Raw genomic sequence first — 16,239 nt, forward strand, 5'->3', positions numbered from 1 at the left:
GTTCCGCTTCAGGCTAGGTGCGGGAGATGGATTCCCGCCTCCGCGGGAATGACGAAATCATAACTCAATCCCAGTCGCGCAACTTCTCGCGCAGCCTGTCCAGCGCCGCCTTCTTGATCTGGCACACCCGCGCCGCGCCGATATCCAGCGTCGCGCCGATTTCCTCCAGATTGAGTTCCTCGACGAAATAAAGCTGAAGCACCAGCGCCTCACGCTGCGGCAGGTCGCCTATGCACTTCGCCAGCGCCACCTTCAGCGACTCCCGCTCCAGCACATCGTCGGCACGATCCTCGACATCGGCGAACCACATGGACTGGTCCGAATAGACTTCATCCATGCTGGTATGCTGCACCATCTCGCAGGCATCAGCCACTTCGCGATAGGCGGCAGCGTCCAGCCCCATTTCCGCCGACATCTCGGCTTCCAAAGGCGTGCGGCCCAATTTCTGTTCCAGCCGGTTGCGGATGCCCACCATGGTCTTGCGCTGGGCCATGGCGGACCGCGTCATCGTCGCCTGACGGCGCAAATGATCGATCATCGCCCCGCGCACGCGCATCTGCGCGTAGGAGGCAAAGCCCAGCCCCCGATCCTCAAACCCATTGGCCGCCTCGACCAGCGCGACCATGCCGATCTGGAGCAGATCCTCGATCTCGATGGCGCTGGAGACGCGGCCATGGACATGCCAGGCGGTCTTGCGCACCAGCGGCATATATTGCCGGGCAAGCCGTTCGGGCGAGTTGGCATGGGCGGACCGGCCATAGGTGTTGGCATCGGAACCGGCAACGACCCTATTCATGAACATTGGTCAGGCTCCTCAACTCAGGCAACGCGTTCGCGGCCAGAAACGGAATTGTTCGGCAGCGGGTCGTGGCGCGGCGCGGGCCGCTGTTCGCCACCGACCACGGCGACGACTTCCACGCCCTTGCCATCGGGAATTTCCAGGAAAGACAGCACCGGCGTTTCGGGCAGATGCGGCTTGAACAGGCGGGCCAGCGCGCGGCGTGCCACCGGCGAGGTGACGATGGCGAAATTGCGCGCCTGCCCCAGCAGCGGACGGGCCGCCGTGACCACCGCCTCGATGATGCGGTTGGCGAGCGCCGGTTCGATCGGATGACGGGCGTCGCCCGCCATGCGCATCGCCTGTGCCAGCAGCGCCTCCAGATCGCCGTCGAGCGTGATGACCGGCAACGGCATCTTCACCGGGACCAGCCCCTGAATGATGAGCGAACCGATCCGCTGGCGCACCGCTTCGACCAGCTGGTCGAGGTTCATGTCCGGCCGCGCGGCATCGACCATCGCCTCGCAGATGCGGCGGAAATCCTTGAGCGGAATGCCCTCGGCCAGCAGGGCGCGGCAGAGCGCCGAAATCTGGGTGAGGTTCAGCAGCCCCGGCGTCAGCCCTTCGACCAGTTGCGGCGCGGCGTCCTTCAGATTGTCAAGCAGCTTGCGCGCTTCGTCGAGGCCGAACATCTCGCTGGCGTTCATCGCTATGAGCTGGTTGAGATGGGTCGCCACCACCGTCGGCGGATCGACCACCGTATAGCCCGCGACCACCGCTTCGCTGCGCTTGGCGGGCGAAATCCAGAAGGCATCCAGACCGAAGGTCGGGTCCTTGGCCTCGCGGCCCGAAACCGTACCCTCCAGCGCGCCGCTGTCGAGCGCCAGCAGATCGTCGGGGAAAATCTCGTCCTCGCCCACGACCACGCCGGCAATGGTGATGCGATATTGATTGGGTTCCAGCGCCAGATTGTCCTTCACGCGGACCATCGGCACGACAAAGCCCAGTTCCTTGGACAATTGACGGCGGATGCCGGTGATGCGGGCCATCAGCGGCGCGCCCTTGCGCTCGTCGACCAGTCCGATCAGGCCATAGCCAATCTCTAGTCCCAGCACCGCGCCGTCCGACACGTCATTCCATTCGATCAGCGCCGGATTGGGCGGCGGCGCGGCAGGTTCCGGCTCGGCCGCCTTGCGCTGGCTCGACTTGCGGAGCTGCCACGCAATGCCGCCGGCCACCGCTGCGGCAGGCAGGATGATCATGTGCGGCATGCCCGGCAGGATGCCCAGGAAAGTCAGGATCGCCGCGACCGGCATCCACGCCTTGCCCGACCCGAACTGGCTGGTGATCTGGTTCGACAGATCGTCCTCGCTGCCGACGCGGGTGACGATGGCCGCCGCCGCGATGGAGAGCAGCAGCGCCGGGATCTGCGCCACCAGCGCGTCACCGATGGCGAGGATGATATAGGTCTGTGCAGCTTCGCCGATGGACAGCTTGTGGCTGACCACGCCCAATATGATGCCGCCGACGATGTTGATGGCCAGGATCAGGATGCCCGCGACCGCGTCGCCCTTCACGAATTTCGACGCACCGTCCATGGAGCCGTAGAAATCCGCCTCGGTCGCGACCTCACGGCGGCGGACCTTGGCTTCTTCCGGCGTCAGCAGACCCGCGTTCAGGTCAGCGTCGATCGCCATCTGCTTGCCCGGCAGGGCGTCGAGGGTGAAGCGCGCCGACACTTCCGACACACGGCCCGCGCCCTTGGTGATGACGACCAGATTGATGATCATCAGGATCGCGAAGACGAAAATGCCGACGATATAATCGCCGCCGATCAGGAAATGACCGAAAGCCTCGATCACATGGCCCGCCGAATCAGTGCCTTCATGCCCGTTCACCAGCACCACGCGGGTCGAGGCGACGTTCAGCGCCAGCCGCAGCAGCGTCGCGAACAGCAGCACCGTCGGGAAGCTGGAAAAATCCAGCGGCTTGGCGGCGTTCAACGCCACCATCAGCACGGCCAGCGAGATCATGATGTTGGTGATGAAGCCGATGTCCAGCATCACCGACGGCACCGGCACCATCATGAACAGCACGACCATCAGCGTCGCAAAGGGCAGCACCGCCCCCTTGGCGGCGCTCATCCAGATCTTCGCTTTGACTTGGGCAGGGGTCATTGTCGGCCGTTACCTTCCGAGGGTGGCGAGCATGAGATAGGCGAGACGCGCCGTCTGCGGCTCCGGCCGAACGGTGACGTCGGCAGCGGTCGCAAGGCGCTGGGTTTCAATCCGCACATAATCGGCGGGCTGCACGGTCTTCGCGCCCGAGGGCAGCGCATTGTCGGCATATTGAACGTCGCCGTTCCCGACCGAATCGAAGCCCTTCTGGAGCTTGGCGGCAAAGCGGTCGCGGATTTCGGCAAAGCTGCGGGCATTGCCCTGCTTGTCGTAGAAGATGGAGCGGTTGGCTCGCGCCGCCGCCGGGAACATGGCGGCGGCGGTCGCATTGGGCGCGCTATCCTCCATCGCCAGAAACTTGCTCGCGCCGCCGACGCCCAGGAAATGGGCCATGTAAAGATCGACCGGCTCAGCCTCCCGACCCAGCTTCGATTCCAGATAGGCCTTGTTGTCGGCGGCATGTTCCGCCGCCATCACCGAAGCGGTTTCAGGATGCTTGCGCAGGTCCAGGATTTGCTGACGCAGTTCAGGGTCCGCCACATAATAGCGGCCATTGCTGCCCCGGCTGATCGCGTCGGCGGCCCAGCCAAGGCCATATTCGCCGCCATGCTTGTCGATGACGGCCAGCCAGCTCTGATCGACGAACTGGTACAATCCGGTCGCGGACGATGTCGTCGCGCGGGCGGTGGGGTTCAGGCTGCTCTCGATCTTGGCCTGTCCGAGCAGATAGGCGAAGTCCACGCCCGTCCGCCGGCTGGCCATGGCAATCGCGTTGGTCACGCGATTGGCCGCCGAAGCGCCTGTTGCTGCCCCTGTTCCTGCGATGTCTGCGAAAGCCGACACTGGTTGCGAAAATCCCCGTTGGTACCGGGGGTCATTAGAGCAAGTGACGTGCCAAGATTTGGTTAACGCGCGCTCATATTTACCAATTGCGCACTCGGCTCAACGCAAAAGGCGCCCAAGGGCGCCTTCGATAAACCACGGAAAATGAGGAGTTTTCAGCGCCCGTAGGTCAATGGCGCGGTTTCCGCCCCCTGAGCGGCCAAAATGGCCAATCGCTGATTCGCGTGATCCGCCAGCAGATTGGTGCGAATCCGCGCCGACTCCATCAACGGCTTCAACGTCTTCAACCGATCCTTCACCACATCATCAGACCGCCAGACGCCAATGGCGCGCACAGCAGCGGCCGCCTTGGCGATTCGGCCGGTGGCCGATTCGATCGCCGCCGGGTCGGTGCCGTCGAGTACGCTCCGCAGCTCGTCAAAAGCGGCGGTCAGTTCATCCAGCGCTGCCAGACCGAGCGGCATGGGTTCAGTCAGCCGCCGGCAGGTCGAGCGCGAGCATGCGGTCGGCAATGGCCGAGGCATCGACCGGATAATTGCCCGAGGCGATCGCCGCCTTGATTGCAGCCACGCGATCCATGTCGACCGGCGCACCTTCCGCCGCCATGCGCGCGGCCGGGCTGGCCGAACCGGCCGAGGTCGAAGCCGTGGCGGTCGAACCGACCGACGAAGACGCACGCATCCTGCCACCTTCCTTCAGGCGGGTCGCCTCAATGGCGGCGCTGATATTCTGGCCGACAGACTTAATCATGATCTCAATCCTTCACTCGTCCCGCACAGCCTATATACGGCCGGGTTCAAAAATTATTAAATCCCGGAACACGAACAATTCCCATTTCCACGACCTGCGCCAGAATCGGCGCTGATTTCTTGTCCTCGCGCACGCGGATCGTCTCGCCAACGGCGCCATCCTCATCGGCGACCATCATGCGGGACACGCTGAAGGCGGCATTGCCCGCCATCAGCTGCACCGGATCGCCCTTCTTGACGATGGCCTCCTTCGGCACGGCCCGCGCCGCAGGCGCATAGCGCGCCACAGGACCCGAAACCGCCGCAGCCGCCCCCGCCACCAGAGGCACACGAATCCGCCAGCCCAGCGCATCGCATTTCACGATAGCCGCGCCGAATACCGGCCCGTCGACACTGGGCGTCGTCGGACAGGCGGCCAGACGCAGGCGCCGGTCGACGGGGGCCATCGGCCCGCCCGGCTCACCCATGTTGGCGCCGACGGTCATCGTGACCAGGCTGTCGATACGATCCAGATTCTCGAACTTCTGTTGCGCCAGCACAGGCTGCGAGGCCGACAGGGACAGCGCCAGAAGGAGGATCTTGGGCATGATGTTCACGGTGTCTCTCCGAATGCAGCGGACAGGATTAACCATGAGATACGCAAATATCGTGCCAGACAGCAGTCAGCGGCGCCTGCCTTGCCCCACCGCAATGCGGAGTACCTGCCCCTTGCCGCTTTCCCCGTCGAGCTGATCCAGCCCGCGCAGCGCCAGCCGGTCCCGACCCACGCCATTGGCCTTCAGCGCCCGCGCCACCGCGCCCAGCCGTGCCGCCGCCAGATCCCAGCCGTCGAAACGCTGCCGCCCCGGATCACTCCCCCGGCTGCTGATTTCCAGCCGTTCATGTCCCCCGGCAAAGCGTGCCGCCAGCGCCTTCAGCCGCGTTTCGCCCGCTGGCGTCAGCATCGCCTCGCCCGGCAGGAACAGCTCAGCCGCACGGATTTCCGTTGCCGCCGCAGCCACCCGTCCGCCAAATTGCTGACGCACCTGCGCCAGCATCGCGTCCCGATGCCGGCCACTTGCCTGCAACATCACGAAAAAGCCAAGCAGCAACAGCAGCAGATCGGCAAAGCTGATCGCCCAGCGGCTGCGCCGGGCGCCGGAAGCGGTCACGACACTCATGCGACCTCACGGATGGAGGCGCGACGCAGCGGCACATTTTCCCGCCGTGCAATCGCCGCCATGCGTTCCACCACTTCCTTTTGCCAGGCCAACTCCCGCTCGGACAGGTCCGCCAGCCGCGCCGCGACCGGCGCCGCAATGACATTGGCGATGACGACACCGTAAAAGGTGGTAAGCAGCGCCAGCGCCATGGACGGTCCCAGCGACGCCGGATCGTCCATCCCCGCGAACATGCCGACCAGACCGATGATCGTGCCCGCCATGCCCAGCGCGGGCGCGGCATCGGCGACCGACAGCCAAAGCTTGCACGCGCCGCCATGACGCTCCGCCCGGTCGGCCAGCACCTGCGCCGCCCACAATTCGAACTGCTCGGGTTTTTCGCAATTGGCGAGCTTGCGCGCCGCATCGGTCAGGAAGACATTGGCGGTCTTCACCCGGTCGGTGCAGGCGAGGCCGCGCAGTTGCGCCACCTGATCGATCTTCAGCATTGCCGCCCGCGCCGCCGCGCGATCCTTCGCCGGATCGGCCCGCAGCAGGGGACCCAGCGCCGCGAAGCCCCGCCCCGTCCCACGCCAGCCATTCTGGAACAGCACCACCGCTCCAATCCCCGCCAACATCGCCAGCAATGTCAGGGGATCGAACAGATGCGCCATTATTCCGATCATCGCCACAGTCCCCATCACGCCATGCTGACCGGCGGCAAAGCCCTGCCACCGACCGGCAAATTTTTGCCGCCCTTGCCGATCGCGCCCCGCAATTCCCCGGATTTCCGCGTTTTCCTGCCTTGCCGATGCGTCACCCACGCAAATTGGCACGGCTCTTGCGAATATCAGGCTGGATCACCCGCAGTTCACGCCATCAGGCCTCAGAACGGCGGGAGGCAGAGATATTTTAGGCCATCCAAGGGCAAAAAAGACGGAAGAGACGAAAAAATGTCGCTGGAAGACGGATTGTTCGGGATACATGGAAAGGCGCTAGCGCTTCGCTCGCAGCGCCTTTCCCTGCTCGCGTCCAATATCGCGAACGCATCGACGCCCGGCTACAAGGCGCGCGACATCGATTTCGAGTCAGCGCTGAAAGAAGCGACGACCCAGCAGAGCAGCTCCGCCGCCGATGTCGGCAAGGCCGTCGATGACTCGATGGGCTATCGCGTGCCGCTTCAGCCCAGCCTGGACGGCAACACTGTCGAGCTGAGTACCGAACAGACGCTGTTCGCGGAAAATGCCGTCAAATATCGCACGACCCTTTCCTTCCTGGAGGGCCGCATCAACACCATCACGCGCGCCTTGAAGGGAGAATGAGCATGAGCGGTTCCGGCCCCATGAACGTGTTCGACATCGCCGGCCGCGCCATGAGCGCGCAGCTGGTGCGCCTCAACACCACGGCCTCCAACATGGCCAATGCCGGCAATGTCACCGGCAGCGCGGCGGAAGCCTATCGCGCGATCAAGCCGGTGTTCGAATCCGTCACCGACAGCCCCGGCGTCTCGACCGTGAAGGTCAAGAATGTCGTCACCACCAGCGCGCAGCCCACCAAGCGCCACGACCCCAATCATCCGCTGGCCGACAAGAATGGCGATGTCTGGGAAGCGGCCGTGGATAGCAGCGCGGAGCTGGTCGACATGGTTGAGACCGCCCGCATGTACCAGAACAATGTGCAGGTGCTCAACACCGCCAAATCCCTGATGCTCGAAACCATAAGGATCGGCAAATGACCACGACCTCCACCGTCACGGATAGCGCCGGGCTTTCGGTCTATAATCCCTATTCGAACGTCGGAACCGGCAAGTCGACGATGGATTCGACCGATTTCCTGCGCCTGCTTACCGCCCAGATGCAGGCCCAGGACCCCATGCAGCCGATGGACAGCACCCAGATGGTGTCCCAGATGGCGACCATCACCCAATCAACCGGCATCGCCGAAATGAACAGCAATCTGTCGTCGATGAAATCGACGCTGGAAGGCCTGTCCTCCTCACTCAACGGCTCCCGTCTGGGCGATGCGGCAAGCTGGATCGGCAAGTCGATGCTGGTCCAAAGCAACATCGCCGCCCCCGATGCGGCGGGCCAATATATGGGCCAGATCAGCTTCGCCGATGCGACCAGCGGCGCTTCGGTCGATCTGGTCGACGGCAATGGCAAAGTCGTCAAGACCATCGACCTCGGCAATCAACCGGCGGGCGACGTCAACTTCTACTGGGACGGCAAGGATGACGCGGGCAACACCGTCGCCACCGATGCGCTCCAGATCAAGGTCAACAATGGCACGCCCAGCCGCGTCGCCAGCTGGGCCACCATCGCCGCCGTTCAGTCACCCGCCGACGGCAGTTCCTCCAAGCTGATCACCGCATTGGGCACCTACAGCCCGTCCGCCGCCCTTTCCCTCTCCTAACCTCTAGATCCTTTTCACCCCCAAAATCCTTTCACCCAAGGAGCAACGCCATGTCCTTCTACATCTCGCTTTCCGGCCTCAAGGCGGCGCAGTCCGACCTCTCGACCATCTCCAACAACGTCGCCAACGTGAACTCGACCGCGTTCAAGAAGAGCAAGGCCGTGTTCGGCGACATCTTCGCCGCCGCGCCCATGCAGACCACCACTCAGGTGTCGGGCCAGGGCGTCCGCGTCCTGGGCGTGAACCAGCAGTTCACGCAGGGCACGATCGAAACCACCGACAAGACGCTGGACCTCGCCATCACCGGCGAAGGTTTCTTCACCGTCAAGCGCACCGCCGACGATCAGGTCAGCTACACCCGCAACGGCGCCTTCTCCGTCGATGAGAACCGCTATGTCGTCGACACCACCGGCGCGCGGCTTCAGGTGATCCCGCTCGACCCGACCACGGGCGCTTCGACCGCCGCGACTCCCCTGACCACCGCCTCGCTGACCGACCTCCAGGTCCCAACCAACTGGCCCGCCGGCGGCACCGGCAACCAGCTGTCCAGCGTCGGCGTGTCGGAAGAAGGCAAGATCACCGGCGTCTATGCGGACGGCACCACCGTCTATCTGGGCGCGACCGCCATGGCCGCCTTCAACGCTCAGGAAGGGCTGCGCCAGCAAGGCGACGCACACTGGACCGCCACCAATTCCAGCGGCACGCCGATGATCGGCATGGGCAATAGCGGCCTCTATGGCGCGGTCCGTTCGGGCGCGCTGGAACGCTCCAACGTCGACATTACCGAGGAACTGGTGGCGCTGATCTCCGCCCAACGCAACTTCCAGGCGAACTCGAAGGCGATCGAAGCGGCCAACACGCTGTCGACCACCATCATGAACATGCGGAACTAAGCCAGGATAAATTGAACCGTCCTTCCCGCAAAAGCGGGGATGACGGAAATAAAGCAGCACCCGCAAGAACAGGACAAACCCATGGACCGGCTCGTCAACACGGCTCTCACCGCGATGCGCGGCGCGATGGCGCGGCAGGCGGCGATCTCCAACAATCTGGCGAACGTCAACACCACCGGCTTTCGCGCGGAAATCGCCAATGCCGAGACGCGCTGGATCAAGGGCGACACCTTCGACACGCGGGCGCAGGCTTCCGAACAGGTGATCGCCGCCGACATGGCGCAAGGCGCGATCACCCAGACCGGCAATCCGCTGGACGTGGCCATGAACGGCGATGCGATGCTCGCCGTTCAGGCCGCGGACGGCAACGAGGCCTATACGCGCCGCGGCGACCTGAAAGTCAGCGACAGCGGCCTGCTCACCACCGGCGACGGCATGCCCGTGCTGGGCGACAGCGGTCCCATCACCCTGCCCCAGATGGACAGCGTCTCCATCGCCAAGGACGGCAGCATATGGGGCGTGCCGCAGGGCGGCGACCCCGCCAATCCGCAGCAGGTCGACAAGCTGAAGCTGGTCAGCCCGGTCGGCTCCAGCATCGCCAAGGGTACGGACGGCCTGTTCCGCGAGGTGAACGGCGGCGCCCTGCCGGACGATCCGATCGCCACCGTGACCGGCGGTGCGCTGGAAGGATCGAACGTCAACGCCACCTCGGCGCTGGTGCAGATGATCGAGGCCAGCCGCGCCTGGGAAACCCAGATCAAGATGATCGACACCGCCAAGCAGCTGGATGACGGCGGCGCGTCGTTGATGAAGCTGGATGGTTAAGGTTAATTTTTGGCACGACCCTTGCTTGGAAGCCTGCATGAGCCTGCCTCACGGAGATAGACGATGACCAACGCAGCCCTTCATGTCGCCCGCACCGGCCTTGACGCGCAGAACACGAAGATGCGCGTGATCGCCAACAACCTGGCGAACGTCAACACCACCGGCTTCAAACGCGACCGCGCCGATTTCGAGACGCTGGCCTATCAGCAGATCGTGGCCGCAGGCGCCAATTCGGACAGCCAGAACAAGTTCGCCACCGGCCTCAATCTCGGCTCGGGCGTCTCGCTTCAGGGCACCAGCAAGATCAACGAACAGGGCACGCTGAACCAGACCGGCAACACGCTGGACATGGCGATCGAAGGCTCGGGTTATTTCCAGGTGCAGCAGCCCGACGGCTCCATCGCCTATACCCGCGCCGGCAATTTCACGACCACCGCCGAAGGCGTGATCGTCACCAGCGAAGGCCTGCCGCTGATCCCGCAGATCACCGTGCCGCAAGGCGCGACCAGCATCTCCATCGGCAATGACGGCACCATCTCCGCCACGCTTCAGGGCCAGACGGAGCCGACCCAGCTTGGGCAGGTCGAACTGGCGAGCTTCATGAATCCGGGCGGCCTCACCTCCGTCGGCGGCAATCTGCTGAAGGAAAGCGCCGCCAGCGGCACACCGCAGGTCGGCGTCGCGGGGCTGGACGGGCGCGGCGTCGTCCGCTCGGGCTATCTGGAAACCTCGAACGTCAATGTGGTCGAGGAACTGGTCGACATGATCGAAACCCAGCGCGCCTATGAGGTCAATTCGAAGATGATCAAGGCGACCGACGAAATGCTGCAATACGCCAACCAGCAGCTGTGAGGATGACGATGCGCCTCGCTTCCACGTCCCTGACCGCCCTGTCGCTCGTCGCTTTTGCCGCCGCACCGGCAATGGCCGGCAAGAAACGCGATGCCGAGCGGCAATTTTATGCCCCCACGGTCGTTGCCGCTCCTGCCGCCCCGGCTGCCAACGGCTCGATCTTTCAGGCGTCGATGGGCTATACCCCGCTCACCAGCGGCGCGCGGGCGACCAGCGTGGGCGATATCATCACCATCGTGCTGGTCGAAAAGACGCAGGCGACCAAGAGCAACAGCGCCGACACCGCCCGCGACGGCAATATCGGCCTGACGCCGCCATCCACCGGCGTGTTCTCCAAGCTCTTCACGGCCAGCGACGCTACCGCCAGCGGCACCAGCAAGTTCACCGGCAAGGGCGCCGCCACCCAATCCAACCAGCTCGACGGCGAGATCACCGTGACGATCGCGGCGACCTATCCCAACGGCACGATGCTGGTGAAGGGCGAAAAGGCGCTGACGCTCAACCGCGGCGACGAGTTCATCCAGATCAGCGGCCTCGTCCGTCAGGCCGATATCGGCCCGGACAACCGCATCGCATCGACCCGCGTGGCCGATGCCAAGATCATCTACACCGGCAAGGGCGAGATCGCCCGCGCCAGCCGTCAGGGCTGGCTGCAGCGCTTCTTCTCCATGATCAGCCCCTTCTGATGGACATGCGCCCCATGACATCCTTCACCCGCCTTCTTCTATCCGTCATTCCCGCGAAGGCGGGAAGCCATTTCCTGGCTGACCCCCAGTCGAGACGTCAGGAGATGGATTCCCGCCTTCGCGGGAATGACGGAGTATTTTTGGGTAAGGGTCTCCTGCTCGCGCTGCTCACCGCCCTCACCCTGATCGCCGCCCCGGCCCATGCCGAGCGGATCAAGGACCTCGGCACCTTTCAGGGCGTGCGGCCCAACCAGCTGACCGGCTACGGCATCGTCGTCGGCCTCGCGGGAACGGGCGACGACAGCATCGAATATGCGACGCAGGGCATGAAGGGCGTGGTGTCGCGCTTCGGCCTGACGCTGCCGCAGGGGATCAACCCCGCGCTCAAGAATGCGGCGGCGGTGCTGGTGACGGCGGACCTGCCCGCCTTCGCCAAGCCCGGTCAGCGGCTTGACGTCACCGTGTCGGCGCTGGGCAAGGCCAAGTCGCTGCGTGGCGGCACCCTCATCATGACGCCCCTGCGCGGCGCGGATAATGAAATCTACGGCATGGCGCAGGGCAATCTCGCCGTCGGCGGCCTTGGCGTGTCCGGCGCGGACGGCAGCCAGGTGTCGGTCAACATTCCCTCGGCGGGCCGCATTCCCGGCGGCGCGACGGTGGAGCGCGCGGTCGCGACCGGCTTCGACACCGCGCCCACCCTCACCTTCAACCTGTCCGAAGCCGACCTCACCACTGCCCTCAGGGTAGCGGACGGCATCAACCGCACCTATGGCGACCATCGCGCCAAGGCCGTGGACGCCGTGTCGATCACCATCGACGCCGCCCCCGGCGCGCAGGACCGCATCATGATGATGGGCATGATCGAGAATATCGAGGTTTCGCCCGCCGATGCGCCCGCCAAGGTGATCGTCAACGCCCGCACCGGCACGGTCGTCATCAACGGCGCGGTGAAGATCCACCCCGCCGCCATCGCGCACGGCAAAATCACCGTCAGCGTCAATGAATCGCCCCGCGTCGTCCAGCCCGCCCCCTTCTCCCAGGGGCAGACCGCGGTGGAGCAATCCAGTTCGATTTCGATCGATCAGGAAAAGAAACCAATGATTAATTTTAAAGGTGGAGCCTCTCTGGCCGATATAGTCAAAGCGGTGAACGCCATTGGCGCCTCCCCCGCGGACATGGTCGCGATCCTCGAAGCTTTGAAGCAGGCAGGCGCGCTGAAGGCTGAACTGGTGGTGTTGTGATGCAGGTAAACGCAACTTCGACGGCAACAACTCAGACGGGTGGCACGCAAAGCAAGGCGTCGCTGGAGAAAGCGGCGCAGCAGTTCGAGGCGATCTTCCTGCGTCAGATGATGGGCGCGATGCGCTCGGCCAGTCTGGCCGAGGGCATCAACGATTCCAGCACGACCGACCAGTTCCGCGACATGGCCGACGCCCGCACCGCCGACAGCATGGCAAGCCGTGGGACGCTGGGCATCGCCGAAATGCTGATGCACCAGTTCGGCGTGAAAACCGCCCCAGTCGCTACCGCCAGCACCGTCGCCACGGATAAGTCCGAATGAGCGACCTCTTCGTCATCGGAGCCTCAGGCACCAAGGCCTATCGCACGGCGATGGCGGCGATTTCCGAGAATATCACCAATGCCAGCACCGAAGGCTTTACCCGCCGCTCGGTCACGACGGTCGAGTCCGGTTCGTCGACCGCAACCATGGCCATGTACATCTCGCGCGGCAATTTCGGCGGCACCGACGTCAAGAGCGTGAACCGCGCGTCCGACCCCTATCTCGACGCAGCGGTCCGCTACACCAACATGGCGCTGGGCAGCTCGGTCGCGAAGCTGCGCTGGCTGACCGATTCGGAAACGGCGCTGAACGACACCGCGACCGGCGTCGGCCAGTTGATGTCGACCATGTACCAGAATATCGACAAGCTCGCCGCCAGCCCCACCGACAATTCGCTGCGCGTGACCACGCTGGACAGCATCAACCGCGTCGCCCAGTCCTTCAACCAGACCTCGGCGGACCTGCAACAGGTGTCGAGCGGCATCGCGACCGAAGCGCAGCAGGCGGTCACCACCGTCAACCAGGCGCTTTCGGCACTGGCCGACATCAACAACAGCCTGCTGCGTGCGGCACCCGGCACCTCCGCCTATGCCCAGCTACTCGACAGCCGCGACGCGGCGCTGGGCACGCTGTCGTCCAATCTCAATATCGACATCAGCTTCGGCACGCACGATCAGGCCAGCGTCACGCTGAACGGCCAGTCGCTGGTCCAGGGCAGCACCGCCACCACGCTGGCCGTCACGGCCAACAGCGACGGCACGCTGGCGCTCGCCACCAGCGGCGGCACGGCGCTGGCCGCGCCCACCAACGGCGCGCTGGGCGGCCTGTTCTCCGCCGCCGACACGGTGTCGCAGCGCCGCACCAGCCTCGACACGCTGGCGCAACAGTTCGTGACCGACATGAACAACTGGCATGCGCAGGGCGTGACGGACAGCGGCACCAATGGCGCGCCGCTGCTATCGGGCACCACCGCCGCCTCCGTGACCGCACTGATCACCGATCCCAAGCAACTTGCCACCAAATCGTCGGACGGCACGGCCAACGGCAATCTGCTGACGGTATCGACCACCCTGCGCGGCAATGGCAGCGTCGAACAGGGCTGGACCTCGCTGATCGCCAACAACGCCAATCTGCTGTCCGCCACCAAGGCGGAGCAGACCACGGCGCAGAGCCGCAGCGATCAGGCCGTCGCCGCCCGCGAGGCGGTGAGCGGCGTCGACCTCGACATGGAGGCAGCCGATCTGCTCCGCGTCCAGCAGGCCTATTCGGGCTGCGCGAAGATTCTTCAGGTCGCGAAGGAAACCGTCGACGCTATCCTCCAGATCATGTGAACGGAAAAGGACTGAACCATGGTAGGCATCACCAATAAGGTCCTTCTGGCCGAAATCCGCCGCCAGCAGCAGCTTTCGCAGGATATCGTCAACGGCCAGACCGCGATCTCCACCGGCAAGACGCTGACCAAGCCGTCGGACAATGCCCTCGCCTGGGTGCAGGTGTCGGACATCGGCCGCGCGCAGGCGCAGCAGGCCGCCTGGCAGTCCAATGTCAGCACCGGCACGACCCGCGCCACCACGGCCGAAGCCAATCTGGACGAGATGAACAACCTGCTGACCCGCGCGCAGGAACTGATGACCTCCGCCCGCAACGGGGCGATGAACGATACCGGCAAGGCCGCCATCGTCGAGGAAATGAAGACGATCCGTTCGACCATCAGTTCGCTGCTGAACCAGAAGGACTATAATGGCGTGCCCGTCTTCGACGATGGGCAAAGCGTGCTGGTGCCGGTCAGCCGTGGCCTCAACCTTGCCGTGGTCGGCACGAAACAGGACATATCCGAAGGCATTGATGTCAACGGCACGCCGATGTCGCTGGACGATATTCTCGGCCAGAGCATCACCGCGCTGCAAAGCGGCACGGACACCGATGTCGCCGCCGGCCTCGACGCGATCAAGGCGGGCCAGCAGCATGTCGTTCTGGAACAGACCAAGCAGGGCGTCCGCGGCGACCGGCTCGACACCATCGGCACGCGCCTCACCAATGTCGATCTGGACCTGACGGAACGGCGGCAGAATCTGGAATCGACCGACCTGAGCACGGTCATCTCCACCGTATCGGCCAAGCTGACCCAGTTGAACGCGGCACAGTCCGCCTTTGCCCGGATCAATCAGCAGACGCTGTTCGATCTGATCAAATAAGCCGGGCGCCGCGTGGTTTAACCGGCCCATATCCTGTTCCTGCGCGCTCAGGGCCGGGGGTGCGCCTGTGCAGGCGCGCAGCACGCGGCTTTACGGATCAACCATCTGAAATCGCACCTTTTCCGGTCGAAAATGCAGTTACTGAATTTTCGACCGGCGGCCTAAACCACATCCTAACCAAGCCGTATTAACCAACCGGAAGCGTCGTTCATGCGACGTTCGGAATCGAGACGGCGCCTTCGGGCAGATTTTTTCGGGGATAGTCATGTTCGCAATCATCGGCCTGGTCGTGCTGCTCGCCATGGTGTTCGGCGGCTTCATCTTTACAGGCGGCGACATTGGCCCCGTGCTCGAAGCCCTGCCGCATGAAATGATCATCATCGGCGGCGCCGCCATCGGCGCCCTCATCATCGGCAATAGCGGCGCGGACCTGAAGGCGCTGGGCGGCGGCCTGGGCAAGGTGTTCAAGGGGCCGAAATACAAGAAGCAGGATTTTCTCGACTGCATCTTCCTCGTCTCGCGCCTGATGAAGACGCTGCGAGTCGAAGGCCCGGTGGCGCTGGAACCGCATATCGAGGACCCGGCCAGTTCGACCATCTTCTCCGAATATCCCCGCCTGATGGGCGACAAGACACTGATCCACCTGATCAGCGACACGCTGCGGCTGGTGGTCGTCTCCTCCGGCACACTCGATCCGCATGCGGTCGAGGAGGTCATGGATAACGCGCTCAAGACGCACCATCACGAAGCGCTGCGTCCAGCCGACAATCTTCAGGGCCTTGCCGACGCGCTGCCGGCTCTGGGTATCGTCGCGGCGGTGCTGGGCGTGGTCAAGACCATGGGGTCGATCGACCAGCCCCCGGCGATTCTGGGCGGCATGATCGGTTCGGCGCTGGTCGGCACCTTCCTTGGCGTGTTGCTCGCCTATGGCATGGTCAACCCCTTCGCCAATCGCTGCCGCGCGGTGATCGAGGCCGACGGCTCCATGTATCATGTCGTCAAGCAGATCATCGTCGCCTCGCTGCACGGCCATCCGCAGCCGCTGGTGATCGAGGCGGCGCGCTCCAGCCTCACCCATGCGAACCAGCCGGCCTTCGCCGAAGTGTTCGACGGCATGCGGGGCAAATAA

The 16,239-nt window shown here is 64.3% G+C and carries 20 protein-coding genes; 12 read left to right on the forward strand and 8 right to left on the reverse strand.

Translation table 11 applies throughout. The features are described 5' to 3' along the window. Positions 1-64: 64 nt before the first annotated feature. From HUK73_RS11005 to HUK73_RS11040, 8 genes are all read right to left on the reverse strand, one after another. Positions 65-802: a sigma-70 family RNA polymerase sigma factor gene (locus tag HUK73_RS11005; RefSeq protein ID WP_176591940.1), complete on the reverse strand. Its 738-nt coding sequence runs from the start codon at positions 800-802 to the stop codon at positions 65-67. A 17-nt stretch (positions 803-819) separates the two neighbouring features. Next, the gene (gene flhA, locus HUK73_RS11010; protein ID WP_176591941.1) at positions 820-2,955 is read right to left on the reverse strand and encodes a flagellar biosynthesis protein FlhA; all 2,136 of its coding nucleotides are present in this window, start codon (positions 2,953-2,955) and stop codon (positions 820-822) included. A 9-nt stretch (positions 2,956-2,964) separates the two neighbouring features. Beyond that, a complete protein-coding gene (locus HUK73_RS11015) occupies positions 2,965-3,798 on the reverse strand; it encodes a lytic transglycosylase domain-containing protein (RefSeq protein ID WP_176591942.1) in 834 nt (277 codons plus the stop codon). Positions 3,799-3,953: 155 nt separating this feature from the next. Further along, positions 3,954-4,262 (reverse strand): hypothetical protein, encoded by a 309-nt coding sequence (locus HUK73_RS11020; protein WP_176591943.1) that lies wholly within the window; start codon positions 4,260-4,262, stop codon positions 3,954-3,956. Between the two features lie 4 nt (positions 4,263-4,266). After that, positions 4,267-4,548, reverse strand: coding sequence for a flagellar biosynthesis anti-sigma factor FlgM (flgM, locus tag HUK73_RS11025; protein WP_176591944.1), 282 nt, complete (start codon positions 4,546-4,548; stop codon positions 4,267-4,269). Between the two features lie 46 nt (positions 4,549-4,594). Next, entirely contained in the window at positions 4,595-5,134 is a 540-nt protein-coding gene (locus HUK73_RS11030; protein WP_176592926.1) for a flagella basal body P-ring formation protein FlgA, read from the reverse strand. 75 nt (positions 5,135-5,209) lie between these two features. Next, entirely contained in the window at positions 5,210-5,707 is a 498-nt protein-coding gene (locus HUK73_RS11035; protein ID WP_176591945.1) for a flagellar motor protein MotB, read from the reverse strand. Next, entirely contained in the window at positions 5,704-6,372 is a 669-nt protein-coding gene (locus HUK73_RS11040; protein ID WP_176592927.1) for a MotA/TolQ/ExbB proton channel family protein, read from the reverse strand. The genes HUK73_RS11035 and HUK73_RS11040 overlap by 4 nt, the downstream gene beginning before the upstream one ends. Positions 6,373-6,639: 267 nt before the next feature. Here HUK73_RS11040 and flgB point away from each other — a divergent pair, with 267 nt between their 5' ends. From flgB to motA, 12 genes are all read left to right on the forward strand, one after another. Beyond that, positions 6,640-7,008 carry a flagellar basal body rod protein FlgB gene (gene flgB / locus HUK73_RS11045; protein WP_176591946.1) on the forward strand — a complete coding sequence of 123 codons (369 nt, stop codon included), beginning with the start codon at positions 6,640-6,642 and terminating at the stop codon, positions 7,006-7,008. Positions 7,009-7,010: 2 nt separating this feature from the next. Continuing rightward, positions 7,011-7,421: a flagellar basal body rod protein FlgC gene (gene flgC / locus HUK73_RS11050; protein WP_176591947.1), complete on the forward strand. Its 411-nt coding sequence runs from the start codon at positions 7,011-7,013 to the stop codon at positions 7,419-7,421. Continuing rightward, a complete protein-coding gene (locus HUK73_RS11055; RefSeq protein ID WP_176591948.1) occupies positions 7,418-8,098 on the forward strand; it encodes a flagellar hook assembly protein FlgD in 681 nt (226 codons plus the stop codon). Before flgC ends, HUK73_RS11055 begins: the two co-directional genes overlap by 4 nt. 50 nt (positions 8,099-8,148) lie before the next feature. Beyond that, the gene (locus tag HUK73_RS11060) at positions 8,149-8,991 is read left to right on the forward strand and encodes a flagellar hook-basal body complex protein (RefSeq protein ID WP_176591949.1); all 843 of its coding nucleotides are present in this window, start codon (positions 8,149-8,151) and stop codon (positions 8,989-8,991) included. Between the two features lie 81 nt (positions 8,992-9,072). Continuing rightward, positions 9,073-9,816, forward strand: coding sequence for a flagellar basal body rod protein FlgF (locus HUK73_RS11065; protein WP_176591950.1), 744 nt, complete (start codon positions 9,073-9,075; stop codon positions 9,814-9,816). 63 nt (positions 9,817-9,879) lie between these two features. Continuing rightward, on the forward strand, positions 9,880-10,668 hold the full coding sequence (gene flgG / locus HUK73_RS11070) for a flagellar basal-body rod protein FlgG (protein ID WP_176591951.1): 789 nt from the start codon (positions 9,880-9,882) through the stop codon (positions 10,666-10,668). A gap of 8 nt (positions 10,669-10,676) precedes the next feature. After that, the gene (locus HUK73_RS11075) at positions 10,677-11,354 is read left to right on the forward strand and encodes a flagellar basal body L-ring protein FlgH (RefSeq protein WP_176592928.1); all 678 of its coding nucleotides are present in this window, start codon (positions 10,677-10,679) and stop codon (positions 11,352-11,354) included. Between the two features lie 104 nt (positions 11,355-11,458). Beyond that, on the forward strand, positions 11,459-12,595 hold the full coding sequence (locus HUK73_RS11080) for a flagellar basal body P-ring protein FlgI (RefSeq protein ID WP_369805479.1): 1,137 nt from the start codon (positions 11,459-11,461) through the stop codon (positions 12,593-12,595). After that, positions 12,595-12,915, forward strand: a complete 321-nt coding sequence (locus HUK73_RS11085) for a rod-binding protein (protein ID WP_176591952.1) — start codon at positions 12,595-12,597, stop codon at positions 12,913-12,915. The genes HUK73_RS11080 and HUK73_RS11085 overlap by 1 nt, the downstream gene beginning before the upstream one ends. Continuing rightward, the gene (flgK, locus tag HUK73_RS11090) at positions 12,912-14,246 is read left to right on the forward strand and encodes a flagellar hook-associated protein FlgK (RefSeq protein ID WP_176591953.1); all 1,335 of its coding nucleotides are present in this window, start codon (positions 12,912-12,914) and stop codon (positions 14,244-14,246) included. The genes HUK73_RS11085 and flgK overlap by 4 nt, the downstream gene beginning before the upstream one ends. A gap of 18 nt (positions 14,247-14,264) precedes the next feature. Then, on the forward strand, positions 14,265-15,110 hold the full coding sequence (locus tag HUK73_RS11095) for a flagellin (protein ID WP_176591954.1): 846 nt from the start codon (positions 14,265-14,267) through the stop codon (positions 15,108-15,110). Between the two features lie 265 nt (positions 15,111-15,375). After that, complete coding sequence (gene motA / locus HUK73_RS11100; RefSeq protein ID WP_176591955.1) at positions 15,376-16,239, forward strand: flagellar motor stator protein MotA; 864 nt, start codon at positions 15,376-15,378, stop codon at positions 16,237-16,239.

The sequence above is a fragment of the Sphingobium sp. EM0848 genome (genome assembly GCF_013375555.1).
Classification (GTDB): Bacteria; Pseudomonadota; Alphaproteobacteria; order Sphingomonadales; family Sphingomonadaceae; genus Sphingobium.